The following is an 842-nucleotide window of genomic DNA, read 5'->3' on the forward strand; positions in this document are numbered from 1 at the left end:
GCCGTGAGATCGCGCGGCATGTGCATGACGAGATCCGCATCGACGATGGCGATATTCGGCGTGAGTTCGTAATCGGCAATCGGGTATTTGTGGCCGGTTTTTTCGTCGGTCACGACGGCGAACGGCGTGACTTCGGAGCCGGTGCCCGAGGTGGTGGGAATCGCAACGAGTTCCGCTTTCACGCCCATGCGCGGGAAGCGATGAATACGCTTGCGAATATCCATGAAACGCTGCGCCAGTTCCTCGAAACGAATTTCGGGGTGCTCATACATCACCCACATGATCTTGGCCGCGTCCATGGCGCTGCCGCCGCCGAACGCAACGATCACATCGGGCTTGAATGCGCGCAGTGCAGCGCCACCGCGACGCACCATGTCGAGCGTCGGGTCCGCCTCGACGTCGCTGAACACCGACACCTCCAGCCCCTGCGATTTGAGCGTTCGAATCAGTTCGCCCGCATGGCCTTGCGTGAAAAGAAAGCGATCGGTCACCACCGTGGCGCGCGTTTTGTCGCGCAGATCTTCGAGCGCGAACGGCAAACAGCCGCGGCGGAAATAAATACTCTTCGGCAATTTATGCCACAGCATATTCTCCGCCCGTTTAGCGACGATCTTCCGGTTGATCAGATGTTGCGGGCCGACGTTTTCCGAAACGGAATTGCCGCCCCACGAACCGCAGCCGAGCGTGAGCGACGGCGCGAGCCTGAAGTTATAGAGGTCGCCGATGCCGCCGTGCGACGAAGGCGTATTCACGAGCACACGCGACGTCTTCAAACGTTTGCCGAACAGCGCGACGCGATCACGCTGATTGTCCTGATCCGTATACAGCACCGACGTGTGGCC

At 60.0% G+C, this 842-nt stretch carries 1 protein-coding gene; it reads right to left on the reverse strand.

Annotation, left to right across the window (positions count from 1 at the left end; translation table 11 throughout):
• A partial coding sequence (locus G3N97_RS39140; RefSeq protein ID WP_205998045.1) for an iron-containing alcohol dehydrogenase occupies window positions 1–842 on the reverse strand: 842 nt, incomplete at both ends.

It is taken from the genome of Paraburkholderia sp. Ac-20347 (genome assembly GCF_017104805.1).
Classification (GTDB): domain Bacteria; phylum Pseudomonadota; class Gammaproteobacteria; order Burkholderiales; family Burkholderiaceae; genus Paraburkholderia; species Paraburkholderia tropica.